Below are 16,320 nucleotides of genomic sequence, written 5' to 3'. Positions count from 1 at the left end.
TTTTTGCATGTAAGGGATAATTATCCCTAAATTATAATCATTATCATTAGCAGTGAGAAGATAAATAGTGTTACAATATTAACAGACAAATTCTTATGAAAAAAGGAGCATCACGATTCATGGCATTATTGGAGATCAACAATCTAACTTTTGCATCGGATGGGAAAACGATCCTGGATGACATCCACTTTTCAATCGAGAAGGGCGATTTCTTGTCCATCACCGGGCCTTCCGGAAGCGGGAAGAGCACCTTGTTGAAGATCATCGCAACCATCCTTTCAAAAACGAATGGGGAAATCGTCTATAAAGGCGAACCATTGGAAAATTACGAGGCGACGGCATACCGTAAGGAGGTGTCCTATTGTTTCCAGACCGCTGTTCTGTTCGGGAAGACGGTGCGGGACAATTTGGCATTTCCTTATGAAATCCGCAAAGTTCCATTCGACAGCGAAAAAGCCATCGCTTACCTGAAATCCGTCGGCCTGCCGGAAGAGTATTTGGATAAATCCATCAACTCCTTATCGGGCGGCGAAAAACAACGGGTCGCCCTGGTCCGGAATGTCCTGTTCCAGCCAGAAATCCTGTTGCTGGATGAAGTGACCAGCGCCTTGGATGAAGCGAACCGGGTGATCATCTGGGAATGGCTGCGCAGTATGCGCGAACATTCCGACATGACGATCCTGATGGTCAGCCACAACGAGGAAGAAGCTGGCATGGCGGATAAACGGATCCACATCGTCGGCGGAAAAATAACCGAAAGGGAGGGCTTCTGATCATGGACCTACAAGTCAGCCCGATAACGCTCGTCCTCAGTTTCACCTTGGTATTGGCGGGGGTATTCATTTCCTATAGGGAAAAACTGGGAACGGCGAAAGAAATTCTATACAGCATAACGCGTGCGGTCATCCAACTGATCATCGTCGGGTATGTCTTGACTTACCTGTTCAACGTCAACAATACGATCGTAACACTGGCGATGGTGCTGGTCATCTCCTTCAACGCATCCTGGAACGCGAGCAAACGCAGCAACCATATACCGCATGCCTTGAAGATATCACTGATTGCGATATTTTCGGCCATCATTTTGACGCTCTCCATTTTGGTCCTGTCCGGATCGGTGAAATTCATCCCGTCGCAGATTGTGCCGATTTCAGGGATGATCGCCGGCAACGCGATGACGACGATCGGATTGTGCTACCGCAACCTGAATTCCCTGTTCCGCGACCAACGCCAACAAATATTGGAGAAACTGTCTTTGGGGGCGACGCCTAACCAGGCTTCCCGTACCATCCTAAGGGAAACGATCAAGTCCGGGATGCAGCCTTCGTTGGATGCAGCCAAAACGATCGGCATCGTTTCCCTGCCGGGGATGATGTCCGGTTTGATGTTTGCTGGTACGACGCCGATGACAGCCATCATGTACCAAATCATGGTGACCTTCATGCTGGTCGCGACGACGAGCATCTCCTCATACATCGCCTCTTTCCTGGCTTACCGCGAATTCTTCAACGAAAGACAGCAACTGCGCAATTAGAGCGATAAATGTTTTGATTGGGTTAGGGGAACGAATTGTGGTAACCTAAAAGAAATAACTAATGGGAGGCGAAAATGCGTTGAGTGGATTAATCTATCGTATGCCCCATCGTGTAAAAGGATATGAATGTGATGTGACCGGTGAAATCACTTTGCCGACACTCATCAATTTGATGCTTCACGTATCCGGGGTACAAAGCATCGCGCTGGGAAATACAACGGAACAAATGTTGGAACGGGGGTTGAGTTGGGTCATTGTCCAATACGATATGAAAATCGAGCGGATGCCCCACGCGGGTGAAGAGCTGGTTTTGCAGACGCAAGCCATCAGCTATAACCGCTTCTTTACCTATCGCCAATTCAAGGTGTTTGATGCAAACGACCAACTCTGCCTGGAAGTGATGGTGACGTTTGTGATGATGGATTTCGAGTCAAGAAAAATGGTGCAGATTCAGAAGGATCTGATTGCGCCTTACCAAGTCGAAGAAATCCGTAACCTTCTCCGCGTACCGAAACCGGAAAAATTGGAGCAAGAAGGCCGCAGCGAACAAGAATTCCGCGTCCGTTATTTGGACATCGATTATAATCGACATGTGAACAATTCGAAATATCTGGACTGGATCATCAACACATTGGATCCCAAGTTCATCATGGATCATCAGATGGTTGCCGTAAACATAAAGTATGAGAAAGAAGTGGAGTACGGCAATGTCGTCAAGAGCGTGATGACGACGAGTGAAAGGGAAAACGGCGAATTCGTCACGGCGCACCAAATCTGCAATGGCGAAGACCTGTCCTGTGAAGCCCATATCATCTGGAAGAAAGTACAGAAAAGCTGAACGGATCCGTTCAGATCTCATATGGAACTGCTGTGACCAACAATCGGCCATACGAAAAAGGAGCCCCGGACAAAAATGTCCGAGGCTCCTTTTTCGTATTTTTTTGATTAAGCTTCTTGTGAGTACAAAGCGTCGATTCTTTTTTGTACGTCCTTGTCTTCCAGGAATACTTCATAGGTTGTTTCCATTCTGTCGACAACCCCGTTAGGAGTCAGTTCAATGATGCGGTTTGCAGTCGTATTGATGAACTCGTAATCGTGCGAAGTGAACAGCAAAGCGCCCTTGAATGCGATCATGCCATCATTCAATGCTGTGATGGATTCCAAGTCCAAGTGGTTTGTCGGATCATCCAATACCAAGACGTTCGCTTTTGAAAGCATCATTTTGGATAGGATGATACGAACTTTCTCTCCTCCGGAAAGAACAGAAACTTTTTTCATGACATCTTCGCCGGAGAACAACATGCGTCCCAGGAAGCTGCGCAAGAAGGTGTTGTCGTCTTCTTCTTTGCCGGCAAATTGGCGTAGCCATTCCAAGATGTTGACGTTCTTATCAGGGAATTCGGAAGTGTGGTCTTTCGGCAAGTAGCTGCGGGAAGTCGTAACGCCCCATTTGAATGAGCCACTGTCCGCTTCCATTTCGCCCATCAAGATTCTGAATAGGGTAGTCGTAGCGATATCCTTACGGCTTGTAAAAGCAACTTTATCGTTTTTGTTCAAAGCGAAGCTGATGTTGTCCAATATTTTGACGCCATCGATTGTTTTTGAAAGGTTGGCGACGATCAATAAGTCGTTACCGATTTCGCGTTCCGGTGTAAATCCGACGAATGGGTATTTACGGGAAGATGGTTGAATATCGTCCAATGTAATTTTATCCAACGTCTTTTTACGGGAAGTCGCTTGTTTTGATTTAGATGCATTGGCACTGAATCGAGCGATAAATTCTTGTAATTCCTTGATTTGTTCTTCTTTTTTCGAATTTTGGTCACCAGCCAGTTTAGCGGCCAATTGACTTGATTGCATCCAAAAATCGTAGTTACCGACGTAAAATTTGATCTTTCCGAAGTCTACGTCACACATATGCGTACATACCGTATTCAGGAAGTGACGGTCATGGGAAACAACGATGACGGTATTAGGGAAGTTGATCAAGAATTCCGAAAGCCATTCGATCGACTCTTTGTCCAAACCATTGGTCGGTTCGTCCAACAGCAATACGTCCGGTTTGCCGAATAATGCTTGCGAAAGCAACACTTTTACTTTTTGCGGTTCCAACAAGTCTTCCATTTTTTTGTAGTGCAATTCTTCGGAAATCCCCAAGCCTTGCAACAGGTTGGCGGCATCGGATTCTGCTTCCCAACCATCCAATTCGGCAAATTCGCCTTCCAATTCGCCGGCTCTGATGCCGTCTGCTTCGGTGAAATCCGTTTTTGCATAAAGGGCATTTTTTTCATCCATGATCTCATAAAGACGTTTGTGTCCCATGATAACAGTGTCGAGTACTTGATAATCTTCAAAGCCATAGTGATTTTGATTTAAGACAGCTAAACGTTCGTTCGGATCCAGGATGATATCGCCGGTAGTCGGTTGGATAGCGCCTGATAAAATCTTCAAGAAGGTAGATTTCCCAGCCCCGTTGGCACCGATAACGCCGTAACAGTTACCCGGCGTGAACTTTAGATTAACATTGTCAAATAACTTGCGGTCAGAAAAATGTAAGCTTACATTTGATACGGTAATCATTTTTACGCATTCCTCAATTCTTATTATAGTCAATTCATTCTAGCATATTCTTGGGAAAATGAAAGGAATTTAACCAAAGTATAAGGAAAAAAACCGTGAAATCGATTTTTTGCAATATGGTAAAAATCCAAAACTTTCCCCTTAGTCCGGTTCCAACTCGGTGAACAGATAGAGAATGACCTGCTCCGGTTCGACGATGTGCAGCTGATTCCGGTAGTAGCGGGAACGGTCATAATGATGCCAACGGAGGATAGCTGCTTTGTCCAATGCCAACAGCTTAGCGTTATTCAGCTGGATTACCAGCTCCTTCTCGCCGTTTGAGACGGTGATGACATTGTTCGAAAACGTGACTTCAGGAAAAAGCGGATGGGACAGGATGTAGATCGGGACAGCCTGCTGCTTGAAGGGATTGCTTTTCTTTGCTGACTTCCCATGCTTAAAGAAGGTAAAGAGGGCATTCGTGGGCGTCAGGTCCTTTTGGAACAGGGGCAGCTCCTCCGAAAAATAGATGCGCTGCGCCGTCAAGGCTGTCGCCGGTATTTTAGCGAACAGGGTGAGCTGTCCTCTTGAATGACGGAAAGAGAGCAATTGCACAGCTTGTCCCTGTTCATCCGATTGGAGCAAGTCATGGCCATGCCATTCGGCATGATAGGTAGGCGCCGCATCCAAAAGATAGAAACGCTCTTCCTCATCGACAGCCGGCAGGCCGAGGCTATAGGCGGGCGAAAGCAGATATTCGTAGATCCCTTTTTCGCCGGCTACCAAGGCGACCCGCTTCTTGTTGGACAGCAGCAATTCAAGGAAGTTCCCTTCCCGCAAGCGCTGCTTCACGGCATCTTGCCGCTCCATGGACATGTTCCAAAATCCGCTCTCATCGATATAATAGAGGACATGGTTGTACACGAAAAAATCCTTGAGCGCACTCGGAAAAGCCACCGCCCGGATAAAAAAGGGGTTCAGCGTCTCAAGCGTAGCCTCGATGTTTTGGGACGGGAAGGGATCCCTATAGATAGGTACATCTCCGATTGACGCACTCTGGATCCATTTGTTCCAATCGTACAGGTATAATGTGGTGGGGCTTTTCAACAGATACAGGACGCCGCTGTAGAGGGTAACATTTTGAAAAGATCCGGCAATTTTGATGCGGGTGACCAAAAGATTCTCCAACTCCAATAAGACTCCCCCTTCGACTATATAATTTTTGGGATCGATTTCCATTGCACCCATTATACCATTGCCGCAACGGTAAAGGGGCAGGAAACCGAACGTTCCGTGTGAAAATGAGAAATGGGAAAGAATTTGGAGGGGATAGGTTTTTCTTTATGGATAATGCTTTGCTCTCATGATAAAATGAACAAAATTATTTTATAGGAATTGGGGACGACAAAATGGATAAAAAATTGACATTGAAAGATTATGTCTTCATCGGTTCCATGCTTTTTGGCCTTTTCTTTGGGGCTGGTAATCTGATTTTCCCTGTCCACATGGGCCAATTGGCTGGACAAAATATGCTGCCGGCGATGCTGGGATTCATTGTCACTGCAGTCGGGTTGCCGTTTTTGGGGATTGTTGCGATGGGGTTATCGGGCAAGGAAAGCCTTGTCGAAATGGCAAGCAAGATCCATCCTAAGTATGGCGTATTTTTCACAGTGGCCCTGTATTTGACCATCGGGCCTTTCTTCGCGACGCCCAGGACGGCGACGGTTTCCTTCGAGGCGGCATTCGCCCCTTATATGGACCCCGCACTGACAAAAGTCGCGCTGTTCATCTTCTCGTTGCTGTTTTTCAGCGCGGTATTGTGGTTCTCGCTGAAACCTTCGGAAATATTGAAATGGGTAGGGAAAGTGTTGAACCCCATTTTTCTGGTGTTCCTGTCGCTCTTGATCCTGTTCGGCTTCTTTGCACCGATGGGCACGGTCAGCGCAGTTCCTGCTGATGTGACCTATCAGAGCGGAACCTTCTTCAAGGGGGTTCTTGAAGGCTATAACACGATGGATGCCTTGGCCTCATTGGCTTTCGGAATCATCGTCGTCACGACGATCCAAGGCTTGGGCGTCACCAAGCCCGGCGCCATCGCAAAGGACACAATCAAATCGGGGCTGATCAGCATGCTGCTGATGGCAGTCATCTATGGTTCCTTGGTCTATCTGGGATCCACCAGCAGAGGGGTTTTTGAAATCAGCGGAAACGGTGGGATCGCTTTATCCCAAATTTCCGGACACTACTTCGGCATTTTCGGAGCCATCCTGTTTGCGATCATCATTTCGGTTGCTTGCTTGAAAACGGCAATCGGGCTGATCACTTCGATCAGCGAAACCTTCGTCCATATGTTTCCGAAGTCGCTGCAGTATAGACAATATGTTTACCTGTTCACTGCCATTTCCTTCGGCGTGGCAAACATCGGCTTGAATCAGATCATCGCTTTTTCCATTCCGGTTTTGATGTTCCTGTATCCTTTGGCGATAACGTTGATCATCCTTTCGATCGCGAGTCCCTTGTTCAATGATCGGACCATCGTCTATCAGCTGACGACACTGTTCACTTTGCCGTTTGCGTTGGTCGATTTCATGAAGGCTCTGCCGCAAGGGTTGAAGGATGGTATGCATGTGAATGGCTTCATCGCGTGGACCGATGCAACGATACCTTTGGCCGGTCTCGGCATGGGCTGGCTTGTTCCGGCATTGATCGGCTTTGTCGTCGGCATCATCCTTTCGAAAATAAAAAAAGAAATCATCTAATATGGAAAAGAAATCCCTGGGCGCATGCAAACGTCCGGGGATTTCTTTTTGGGATTTTTTGATTCTATCAGGTTACAGGTTGAAGCGCCTTTGGATTTTGTGGAACCACTTGTCTTTTGTCGGGAAAGCGGGCGGCGTAACCTTTTCGGCATTCGCTTTTTCCATGAAAAGTTGTTGGGCATAGACGGGCGGCAACTCGTTGCGGATGTAGCGGTACGTGCCATCTGGGAACAGTTCCCGAGCCTTGGTGTTGTCGGCCAAATAGATGTCCAAGGCGGAAAGAATTTCTTTCTTGATTTCCTTATCCAGGATAGGGAATTCGATTTCGACACGCTTGATCATATTCCGCGTCATCATGTCCGCCGATGACAGGAACAGGTTTTCTTCCCCGTTGTGATGGAAGTAGTAGATCCGGCTATGCTCCAAGAAACGGCCGATGATGCTGCGCACCTGGATGTTCTCGCTGACGCCGGGGACTTGCGGCTTCAGGCAACAGATGCCGCGGATGATGAGATCGATACGCACACCGGCTTGGCTGGCTTCATACAGTTTCATGATGACGCGTTTATCGGTCAGCGAATTCATTTTGGCAAGGATATGGCCGTTGCCGAACTGCTTATGGGAATCGATTTCATCGTCGATGTATTCGATGAAGGAATCACGGATTTCGAAGGGGGACACATGCAAGTGGTTGTATTCCGGCTGATCCGAATAGCCGCTTAAGTAATTGAAGAAGTTTGTCGCATCCTCCCCGATTTCCTTATTGGCGGTGAAGAGTCCCATATCGGTGTACAGGCGGGCCGTTTTGTCGTTGTAATTGCCGGTGCCCAGATGGACATAACGGATGATTTTATCGCTTTGCTTTTTCACCACCATCGCAATTTTGCTGTGTGTCTTCAGATGGGTCATGCCATAGAGAACGTGCACGCCTGCCTCCTCCAGCTCTTTCGCCCATTGGACATTGCTCTCTTCATCGAAACGGGCCTTCAATTCCACCAGAACGGTCACCTGCTTCCCTTTTTCGGCGGCCGTCTTCAGGCCTTCGATGATGGGGGAGTCGTTGCTGACGCGATAAAGCGTCTGCTTGATGGCTACCGTATTCTCATCTTCGGCGGCTAATTTAATGAAATCGACGACCGGATCAAAGGAGTCATAGGGATGATGCATGAACACGTCCTGTTTTTCGACCACATCGAAAATGTCTTTACCCGCCAGCTCCAAGGGGGTCACCGGTTTGAAGTCGGGATAGACATCTTCCGGAAAGGAAACGGACAGCACCCGGGTGATTTTGCTGAGGACCGTCAAATCGAGCGGACCGCTGATCCTGTAAATGTCGCGCTCGTTCAAATCCAATTCCGCCGCCAAGAATTGGACATCGGTTTGCAGCGTTGCGATGGTGTCGCGGATATCGACCTCCAAACGCACAGCCATCCCATTCTTCCTTTTTTTCAGGTAATCCTGGATCACCAACAACAGGTCGTCCGCTCCATCTTCATGAAGATCCAAATCCGCGTTGCGGGTAATCCGGAAGCTGAAACTGTTCGTGACGGTATAGCCCTTGAAAAGGGTATGGATGAAGTGTCGGATGACATCCTCTATCAGGATGACACCCGTAACCCCATTTCCTTCCAACAGGATGAACCGCTGAATGAGCGCAGGGACAGGCACAATCGCGACGCGGGTCGTGCCGTCTTTTTCAAGATTCACAAAAGTGTGGATCAGTTTATTGTTCAGATTCGGGAAAGGCCGATAAGCGTCGATCCCTAAGGGGGTAAGGGCCGGGAAGAGCTGTTCGTTGAAAATCTCTTCCACGAAGGCGTACTCGTCCTTCGTCAGGTCACGCATGCCTTTGAAATGGATGCCTTTGTCGGCCAGCTTCTGCAGCAATTCAAAATAGGTTCCGTACTGCATGGCGACGTTATCGCCGTTTTTTTGAGCGATTGCCTCCAATTGAGCTTCCGGGAGCATGCCCGTTTTGCTGTCGGGAATATCAAAATTCATTTTTAATTGATCCTGCAGACCGGCAACGCGTACCATGAAAAACTCATCCAAGTTTGAACTTCCGATGGACAGAAAATTAATCTGTTCAAACAAAGGGTTATGCGGGTCTTTTGCTTCCTCCAATACTCTTCTATTGAAATCCAGCCAACTTAACTCGCGATTAAAATAGTAATCAGGGCTGGCAAGGTCAAGTTTGGTTTCGATTGCCATTTTTCCACATCCATTTCTTTCATTTCTATCTATTCCTAGGTTTCATATATAGCATTTGTTTGTTAGATTTCTGTAAAGATAATATTAAGTTTGCCGTCCAAGAGGCGTTCCACATGTTTTCGCTGCCGCTCTGCACGGTATTCCTCAGCCAGGATATCTCCTTTGTAATAGAGGAACATGTCGTAGCCGTTTTTATTCTTGCTGATTTTGATGTCTTGGATGACCTTCATGTGGGAATCATTCAAGGCGTCGGCAAATTTGATGATCCCACCCAATTGCTGCAGCTGATTGACGGCGGTGACCGTAAACCAACCGAGGTGAGGCGAGATGTATTGATTGAACAGGGAGCGGTTTTTGAAGCTTGCCAAGAGGGCGATGCTGATGCGTTCCTTGTGGCTGAGGCCGTTCAGGTCGCTGTTCGAAATGATGTAGAAAGTATGTTGCGAACTTGCCCCTGTTTCAACAAATTCTCCAAGATAATACAGATAACTGCCGTAATGCAGCAGTTTTTCGGTATCGGGGTTCTGTACGAAGATGCCGAGCCTGCAGTACTCGCTGTACAACATATCCACCAGAGCGACCCGCTGTTTGGCGACGTTCTGTAGCGTGTGGTAGCTGGCCGCCAACCGGAAAACGGTCTGGGCGGCGATATTGAACAGACTGAAGGGTTTATTATCATATTTGTTGTTCAAATATTCCATCACGATGCCTTCGCGCAACCCCTTGTTGCTGAACATGAACTCAGGTGCCTTTACTTCATCGAAAAGAGTATTAAAAACGACATTCGCCGGTATGATCAGGTCGGTCCGGTCACGGCTTAAGCCGTCTAGATCCTGCAGTTGCGGAATCGACAGGGATTTGAATAAATCCAAGGTCATCTGCAAACCATCCCGATACATGCGGTAGCCATGGACGCCAGCCAAAGAATAATTGACCAGACGTTGATGGACATTGGCGATACTGCGGGCGGAACCGCCCATGGCCACAATGGGGACTTGTTTTTTTGAGAGCCATTTGATGGACTTAAATTGTTCCTTGACGAAGTCCTGCATTTTTTTTATTGCTTTCGGATCGTTGTGCGCTTTTCCCTCAAAGAACAATTGTTTCAAGGTGACGACGCCGAAGGGGAAGCTATGGTAGTTCACGATTTCTTTGTCTTTGTAGTAGGTTACCTCCGTGCTGCCGCCGCCGATATCGATGGTGATCCCGTTCAAAAATTGGGTTGTGTGCAGAACGGCGTAATTGCCGTAAAAGGCTTCCTTTTCCTCAGGCAACAAAATCATGTTTATCCCGACTTCATCCCGGACCTGATCCATGATGGCCTTTCGGTTTTTTGATTGCCGAATCGCTGCTGTGGCTACCGGCATCAGGACATTGACTTCATAGTGTTCCGTCACTTTTTTGAAGCTCTTCAGGACTTTTTTTAATACCTCGATCCCTTTTTGCGACATCACCTTATCCTTGTCCAAATATTGGTAAAGGCGCGCAGGGGTTTTTATGTTCTGCACCTGAAACAGATTGTAGTTTTCGTCCATTTCAAAAATGACCAGCCGGATTGTGTTGGAGCCTATATCGATTAAGCCAATAAGTTCTTTTAGCATGAGATTCTCCTTTTTGAATGCCGACTTTTCGAGGGATTCCTTTTCTTATATTGTATAGGAATGATGCGGTTTTGTCATAGAATTTCAATGCTTTTTGGCAGGTCTTTACGGGAAAGTCCTGAGCTTCCAAAAAATTCCCCTTCTGCGAGGATTCCCATGCAGAAGGGGAACTTCATTTTGGGAAAGGTGACAAATATTACAGGGGTGTTACAAAAAAATGGTTTTGAAGGCATTTTTATCACAAAAACACATTTTTGATACGGAACGGTAAGGAGACTGCAATCCAATGTTAAGGGGATTTCGGTATAATGGGAAGACATTCGGGAGAGAGGCGTGACATAATTGAAACATAAGAAACGTATTGGGAACTTGCTGCTGGCCGTTTTGGCTTCCAGTTTCGTACTTTCCATTTCGCAAGTTCAAGGAGCCACCTTAGATTCATTAAATAAACAAGAGCAACAACACCAAAACCAAATTTCAGAATTGGAAGTGACAATCAGCAAAAAACTGTCATCCATCAATCTGAAACAAATGGAAATAGAAGATCTCCAGGCACAAATTGCCGCCGCGGAAGCGAGCCAAAGCCAAACCGCGGAAGCGATCAGTGAGCAAAAAGAAGTGGTTGCATCAAGAAAAGAGCAACTGGAATCCCGTCTGGTAGCTTTGCAGACTTCCAATGCCACAACGAACCGCATCCTGCTGCTGGTTGAATCGGAAAGCTTTACCGATTTCATCAACCGTGCCTACATCGTCGGCCAATTACAATCAGCCGACAACGAGCACTTTGAAACGGCCATCGCCGAACAACAAAAGCTGGAAGAGTTGGAACAAAAATTAGCGGATGAAATCCAAACCGTTAAAAATGCGGAAGCCCGCATCAATAAAGAATCTGTTGCACTTGCCGCTGACATGAGTTCTCTACGAGAAACGCTCAGCGAAAATAAAATGACCTTGTCGCAACTGCTGACGGATGTCAACAGTGAAGAAACGCGTTTGGCGGCGGAAGCCGCTCAAACGGCAGTTGCCAAAGCAGAAACAGAAGCGGCTCAGAAGGCGGAAGCAACCCCAGTCGAAGCGGAATCCGTTGCGACGGCAACCGCCGCTTCCGAGCAAGCTGTTGCTGAGAGCGCCCAAACCGTTCAAACAACCCAAGCCGCTCCAGCCGCGGCTCAGGCAGCAGCACCTGCCCAGGAAACTGTTGCCGCTGCTTCTTCAGCTTCGAGCCAAGAATCAAGCAGCCGAATTACGGACAGTTCAACGGCTTCGGCTGCAGTAAGCCAGCCCGTTGTTTCGGAACCGGTAGCAGCACAGACGCAAGGGAAAACCTTGGTAGTGTCTGCAACGGCCTATTCACGTCATGAGGCGGGCATGTCGGACTATACAGCGACGGGAATCAATCTGGCGGTCAATCCGATGGTCATCGCAGTGGATCCATCCGTCATCCCGTTGGGCAGCCTGGTCAGCGTGCCAGGGTATGGCGTCGCGATCGCGGGGGATACCGGCGGAGCAATCGTCGGGAACAAGATTGACCTGCATATGGAAGATTTGGCGGCTTGCAATGCTTATGGCAGACAGACGTTGACAATCACCATCCTGCAGTAATAGACTGAACGCAATCAAAAGAGCGGGTCACGGGCAAAATTTGTCCGCAATCCGCTCTTTTTTATTTTGATTTGGAGTCTTTTTATCGTCAACATGGAGACCCGGGAAAATTATGGGCGGACTACCTATCAGATTTAGGGATGTGAAAGGAAAGGCTCATCCGTTTGGGAGGAGCAATCTCATTTGCCTGGGCAGCCACGGTTATCTTGGCTTGGGTCGGTTGATTATTGCCATCGAACAAACCAAAGACGCCGCATACCAATTTTCTGGTATGCGGCGTCTTTGGTTTCGATTAAAGCACTTTGTTCAGGAAATCTTGGGTACGCGGATTTTGAGGGTTTTTGAATACTTCTTCCGGCGTGCCTTGCTCCACGATATAGCCGCCATCCATAAAGATGACACGGTGGCCAACTTCTCTGGCGAAGCCCATTTCGTGGGTAACGACGATCATCGTCATCCCTTGTTTCGCTAATTTCTTCATTACTTCCAATACATCGCCGACCATTTCAGGGTCAAGGGCGGATGTCGGTTCATCGAACAACATGATGTCAGGATTCATTGCCAACGCTCTCGCAATGGCAACCCGTTGTTTTTGACCGCCGGATAGTGAACTAGGGAAGGCGTCAGCCTTCTCGGATAAGCCGACCGTATCCAACAGTTCCAAAGCTTTTGCCCGCGCTTCTTCTTTGGTTTGTTTCTTCAATTGGACGGGAGCCAAGATGATGTTATCCAAAACGGAAAGGTGTGGGAACAGATTGAAATGCTGGAATACCATTCCGATGTCTTCGCGCACTTTATTGATGTCCGTTGCGGGATCCGTGATGTCTTTCCCGTCGACGATGACGGTGCCGCCGGAGATATCTTCCAATTTGTTCAGGCAACGCAGCAGGGTACTTTTCCCTGAACCGGAGGGTCCGATGATGCAGACCACTTCTCCTTCGGCCACTTCCAAATCGATGCCTTTCAACACTTCATTATTGCCGAAACTTTTCTTTAGGTTAACGACACTTACTTTTGCGTCAGTCATTCTTCAATCTCCTTTCGAGTTGTTTTGAAACCTTGGTCAAGACAGTGATGACAACGATATACATGATACCGATGATCAGCCACATGTTTCCGGAGGCATAGGTTCTTGCGATGATGATTTTACCGGTCTGTGTCAATTCGACCAAGCCGATGATGGACAGGATGGACGTATCCTTCAAGGTGATGACAAATTGGTTGATGAAGGACGGAATCATGATCCGGATGGCTTGCGGCAAGATGACTTTATTCATCGTCGTTTGGTAAGGCAGACCCAAGCTGCGTCCAGCTTCCATTTGTCCTACATCGACAGCCTTGATACCGCCGCGGAAGATTTCTGCCAGATAGGCTGCCGCGTTCAAGCTTAGCGTGATGATTCCGGCAATCGTCGAGGTCAAACGAATGCCCATCAGCTGCGGAATGGAGAAGTACACGAAGAAGGCCAAGACGATCAACGGCACTCCGCGCATGATGTCGACGTAGATGGTAGCGATCCAATTCAACGCTTTGTTCGGCGATACACTGAACAGTCCGATGACGATCCCTAAAGCTAAGGCGATCAGGATGGAAATGAAGGTGATGAAGATTGTTCTTCCCAATCCATCCAACAAGACTTTCCAGTTTTCCTTGATCAAACCAAGGAAGGAGGTATCGCTTGTTGCCGTAGCGGAACCCAGATAGCGGGCTTCGATTTCTTTATATTTTCCGTTTGCCTGCAGATTAGCCAAGCCTATATTGATCATGCTCAGCAATTCAGCATTTTCGCCTTTTGCGACGGCGATTCCATATGAACTACCGGCTTCTTTTTCGGTAGCCAATTTCAATGCCAAACCTTGTGTTTCGATGGCATAAGCCATTACGGGGTAATCTTCAAAGGCAGCCACCGAGTTTCCGGCAATCACATCTTGATACATGTTGGCGGAGTCTTCGAAGACAGTCGTCGTGAAGCCATATTTTGCCTTGATGGATTCGGCGAAGGTGTAGCCTTCCGTACCGGTTTTGACGGCAACGTTCTTGCCTTTCAGGTCTTTGTAGCCGGCAATGTTGCTGTCGGCGGCGACCGCCATGACAACTCCGCTTTCAAAGTACGGTTCCGAAAAATCGAAAGTTTGCTTGCGTTCATCGGTGATGCTCATGCCGGCGATGACGGCATCCACTTGTTTGGCTTCCAAAGCCTGTAAAGCAGCATTGAAACCCAAAGGCCGGATTTCGATACCGAAACCTTGGTCTTTCGCGATTTCACGGATCAGATCCATATCGATGCCGACATAATTTCCGTTGGCATCCTGGAATTCAAATGGCGCGAAGGTTGTATCCGTTGCGATGATGAATGTCTTTCCGTTTCCAGCAGGCACGTCCAAGCTTGCATCAGTGGAGGTACCCAAGTATTTTTCTTGGATTTCTTGATATTTCCCATTTGCTTTCAGGTTGGCCAACCCAGCGTTGAACATGGCAAGTAACTCTGGATTAGTGTTTTTTGCGACCGCAAATCCATAGGAGCTGCCGGCTTCTTTTTCGGTAGCCAATTTCAGCGGCAAGCCTTGTCCCTCGATGGCATAGGCCATAACCGGGTAATCTTCGAAAGCGGCAACCGAATTGCCGGCAATCACGTCTTGATACATGTTGGCGGAGTCTTCGAAGACAGTCGTCGTGAAGCCATATTTTGCCTTGATGGATTCGGCGAAGGTATAGCCTTCCGTACCGGTTTTGACGGCAACGTTCTTGCCTTTCAGATCTTCATAACTGGCGATATTGCTGTCGGCGGCGACCGCCATGACAACCCCGCTTTCAAAGTAGGGGTCCGAAAAATCGAAAGTCTGTTTCCGGGCGTCGGTGATGCTCATGCCGGCGATGACCCCATCCACTTGTTTAGCCTCCAAAGCCTGAACTGCGGCATTGAATCCCAGCGGTTTTATTTCGATTTTAAACCCCTGATCTTCGGCGATGGCTTTCATAAGTTCCATGTCGATGCCGACATATTCACCACTGGCATCCTGAAACTCAAAGGGTGCGAAAGTGGTATCCGTTGCGATGACAAACGTTTTGTCTTCTGCAGCTTGAGCCTCTTGGTACTTTGAGGATCCAAACAGGAAGAGGGTGAGCGCCATGACAATCATGGGCAGCGTTCGTCTTAATTTCTTGCTTAACATAGCTTTTCCTCCTTTAGCAGATTCTTTTATAATAATGACATTATGATGAGAAACCCGCTTGCATATTATTATAATAACATAGAGGTATTATATTTGAAAAATTTAGCAATTACAATTGCAGGGTAACGATATCAGGTCAATGAATCTGACATCAACTAAAAATGGAAGGGACTTCTGTTAGGAAAGTGAGCTGTTTATGAGGGGGATTATGAAAAAATGATAAAAAAGCGAAAAAACACATGATGATAGCTTTAGTGCCATCTTCATGTGTTTTTTCAGTTAGAGCGGCAGTTGACCGATAGGATTACTGAAAGGCGCGGCTTAAGTCCTGGATCGCTGAAACGAGTGCATCCAATTTCTTCTCCATTCGATGCAGCAAATACAACGATATCACGATCGGAAAGCCGGTGTTGCTTATCAATTCCATATAGGCCAACAGGTCCGAATTCATCTCCATGGTCTCAACTCCTTTCTCTACCTATAAAGACGTAAGAAAAGGTGGCGGTGTAACCAAGAGGATGAAAGAAAGAGCATTTTGGGTCCAACGCACGCCGCGACAGCATTTTGGAGCGCGACTGCAGAATAAGATTGGACCACGAAAAAACCGGATTATAAGCGAGGGGAAATGACTCAGAGATTTTCATTGATGCAACGCATGATGGCTTCGGCGACTCCGTTCTCCGTATTCTTTGAAATTGTGCCGCCGCACTCTCGTGACTTCAGTCATGAGTTAGGCGGCACGGTCTTTTTCTTTACTTCATCTTTTGCGAACGCCTGTTCGGAGGTGTATAATGAAGCCAAAGAGGTGAGTATCATGCTGAAAGCCTATCAGTTCCGTTTGTACCCCAATCGGGAACAGAAAATCTATTTCGCCAATTGTT

At 47.5% G+C, this 16,320-nt stretch carries 13 protein-coding genes; 6 read left to right on the top strand and 7 right to left on the bottom strand.

Translation table 11 applies throughout. The features are described from left to right. Positions 1–119 precede the first annotated feature (119 nt). The 3 genes from BM101_RS11035 (at position 120) to BM101_RS11025 (ending at position 2,372) form a co-directional block, all read left to right on the top strand. Positions 120–773: an ABC transporter ATP-binding protein gene (locus tag BM101_RS11035; RefSeq protein WP_087029676.1), complete on the top strand. Its 654-nt coding sequence runs from the start codon at positions 120–122 to the stop codon at positions 771–773. A 2-nt stretch (positions 774–775) separates the two neighbouring features. Then, positions 776–1,534: an ABC transporter permease gene (locus tag BM101_RS11030; protein ID WP_087029679.1), complete on the top strand. Its 759-nt coding sequence runs from the start codon at positions 776–778 to the stop codon at positions 1,532–1,534. Between the two features lie 79 nt (positions 1,535–1,613). Next, positions 1,614–2,372: an acyl-[acyl-carrier-protein] thioesterase gene (locus BM101_RS11025; protein ID WP_087030908.1), complete on the top strand. Its 759-nt coding sequence runs from the start codon at positions 1,614–1,616 to the stop codon at positions 2,370–2,372. A gap of 107 nt (positions 2,373–2,479) precedes the next feature. On the opposite strand, the gene BM101_RS11020 is transcribed toward BM101_RS11025, so the two are convergent. Together BM101_RS11020 and BM101_RS11015 are read right to left on the bottom strand one after the other, a co-directional pair. Further along, positions 2,480–4,114, bottom strand: coding sequence for an ABC-F family ATP-binding cassette domain-containing protein (locus BM101_RS11020; protein WP_087029682.1), 1,635 nt, complete (start codon positions 4,112–4,114; stop codon positions 2,480–2,482). Positions 4,115–4,255: 141 nt separating this feature from the next. Further along, positions 4,256–5,287: a hypothetical protein gene (locus tag BM101_RS11015; RefSeq protein ID WP_143084462.1), complete on the bottom strand. Its 1,032-nt coding sequence runs from the start codon at positions 5,285–5,287 to the stop codon at positions 4,256–4,258. Positions 5,288–5,502: 215 nt separating this feature from the next. On the opposite strand from BM101_RS11015, the gene brnQ reads away from it, so the two are divergent. Further along, on the top strand, positions 5,503–6,852 hold the full coding sequence (gene brnQ / locus BM101_RS11010) for a branched-chain amino acid transport system II carrier protein (protein WP_087029688.1): 1,350 nt from the start codon (positions 5,503–5,505) through the stop codon (positions 6,850–6,852). Positions 6,853–6,924: 72 nt separating this feature from the next. Here brnQ and BM101_RS11005 read toward each other — a convergent pair whose 3' ends face one another. Together BM101_RS11005 and BM101_RS11000 are read right to left on the bottom strand one after the other, a co-directional pair. Then, on the bottom strand, positions 6,925–9,063 hold the full coding sequence (locus BM101_RS11005) for an RNA degradosome polyphosphate kinase (protein ID WP_087029692.1): 2,139 nt from the start codon (positions 9,061–9,063) through the stop codon (positions 6,925–6,927). 62 nt (positions 9,064–9,125) lie between these two features. Continuing rightward, entirely contained in the window at positions 9,126–10,664 is a 1,539-nt protein-coding gene (locus tag BM101_RS11000; protein WP_087029695.1) for a Ppx/GppA family phosphatase, read from the bottom strand. Positions 10,665–11,006: 342 nt separating this feature from the next. Here BM101_RS11000 and BM101_RS14485 point away from each other — a divergent pair, with 342 nt between their 5' ends. Continuing rightward, on the top strand, positions 11,007–12,266 hold the full coding sequence (locus tag BM101_RS14485; RefSeq protein ID WP_087029698.1) for a 3D domain-containing protein: 1,260 nt from the start codon (positions 11,007–11,009) through the stop codon (positions 12,264–12,266). Between the two features lie 292 nt (positions 12,267–12,558). On the opposite strand, the gene BM101_RS10990 is transcribed toward BM101_RS14485, so the two are convergent. The 3 genes from BM101_RS10990 to BM101_RS10980 all read right to left on the bottom strand — a co-directional run bounded on the left by BM101_RS10990 (position 12,559) and on the right by BM101_RS10980 (position 15,896). After that, positions 12,559–13,293, bottom strand: a complete 735-nt coding sequence (locus tag BM101_RS10990) for an amino acid ABC transporter ATP-binding protein (protein WP_087029701.1) — start codon at positions 13,291–13,293, stop codon at positions 12,559–12,561. Then, positions 13,286–15,439, bottom strand: coding sequence for an amino acid ABC transporter substrate-binding protein/permease (locus tag BM101_RS10985; protein WP_087029704.1), 2,154 nt, complete (start codon positions 15,437–15,439; stop codon positions 13,286–13,288). Before BM101_RS10985 ends, BM101_RS10990 begins: the two co-directional genes overlap by 8 nt. A 304-nt stretch (positions 15,440–15,743) precedes the next feature. Further along, positions 15,744–15,896, bottom strand: coding sequence for a YvrJ family protein (locus tag BM101_RS10980; RefSeq protein WP_087029707.1), 153 nt, complete (start codon positions 15,894–15,896; stop codon positions 15,744–15,746). A 168-nt stretch (positions 15,897–16,064) separates the two neighbouring features. On the opposite strand from BM101_RS10980, the gene BM101_RS10975 reads away from it, so the two are divergent. Continuing rightward, positions 16,065–16,320: helix-turn-helix domain-containing protein (locus BM101_RS10975; RefSeq protein ID WP_143084461.1), on the top strand; the 256-nt coding region annotated here is incomplete at its 3' end.

Origin of the sequence: Trichococcus palustris (assembly GCF_900114465.1) — a bacterium.
GTDB lineage: Bacteria > Bacillota > Bacilli > Lactobacillales > Aerococcaceae > Trichococcus > Trichococcus palustris.
This window is presented reverse-complemented; position numbering and strand designations above follow the sequence as displayed.

Bases quoted from the DNA above. Each gene is read 5' to 3' on its own strand.
- BM101_RS11035 (WP_087029676.1), top strand. From the start codon at position 120: ATGGCATTATTGGAGATCAACAATCTAACTTTTGCATCGGATGGGAAA.
- BM101_RS11030 (WP_087029679.1), top strand. From the start codon at position 776: ATGGACCTACAAGTCAGCCCGATAACGCTCGTCCTCAGTTTCACCTTG.
- BM101_RS11020 (WP_087029682.1), bottom strand. From the start codon at position 4,114: ATGATTACCGTATCAAATGTAAGCTTACATTTTTCTGACCGCAAGTTA.
- brnQ (WP_087029688.1), top strand. From the start codon at position 5,503: ATGGATAAAAAATTGACATTGAAAGATTATGTCTTCATCGGTTCCATG.
- BM101_RS11005 (WP_087029692.1), bottom strand. From the start codon at position 9,063: ATGGCAATCGAAACCAAACTTGACCTTGCCAGCCCTGATTACTATTTT.
- BM101_RS11000 (WP_087029695.1), bottom strand. From the start codon at position 10,664: ATGCTAAAAGAACTTATTGGCTTAATCGATATAGGCTCCAACACAATC.
- BM101_RS10990 (WP_087029701.1), bottom strand. From the start codon at position 13,293: ATGACTGACGCAAAAGTAAGTGTCGTTAACCTAAAGAAAAGTTTCGGC.
- BM101_RS10985 (WP_087029704.1), bottom strand. From the start codon at position 15,439: ATGTTAAGCAAGAAATTAAGACGAACGCTGCCCATGATTGTCATGGCG.
- BM101_RS10980 (WP_087029707.1), bottom strand. From the start codon at position 15,896: ATGGAGATGAATTCGGACCTGTTGGCCTATATGGAATTGATAAGCAAC.